Below are 336 nucleotides of genomic sequence, written 5' to 3'. Positions count from 1 at the left end.
GTCCAAAGAGAACCAGAAGGGTTGGCTCTCGATGTTTGAGACTAGCAAGGGGAAGGTCCAGTTCGAGTCGACGATGAACATCGATCGAGATCATAAAACTATCACGATCTCGGACTGGGCCCCGGGCACCAACATCGAAAAGTTCGTGGCCAAGGTCCGGACGTTTGACGAGACGCAACGCTGCTACAACTCGAAGGGCAGCACTACCTACACCATCGAATGCAAGAGTGCGTACAACTACGCGCAGTTCGATAAGTGGGTGGAGAAAGTTCGCAAGGCCACGCTACAGAACCGCAGTTTCAAGATCAACGTGACGCTTCGTGAGGTCGTGGAGAC

1 protein-coding gene is annotated in these 336 nt (G+C 53.3%); it reads left to right on the top strand.

What is annotated here, in order from left to right; genetic code table 11:
* Positions 1–31: 31 nt before the first annotated feature.
* A partial coding sequence (locus AC1RPW_RS08240) for a hypothetical protein (protein ID WP_481769479.1) occupies positions 32–336 on the top strand: 305 nt, incomplete at its 3' end.

The sequence above is a fragment of the Dellaglioa sp. CoH-55-MRSF-8 genome (genome assembly GCF_056782195.1).
Note: the sequence above shows the minus strand (reverse complement) of the source record. Positions and strands in the feature narration are given on the sequence as shown.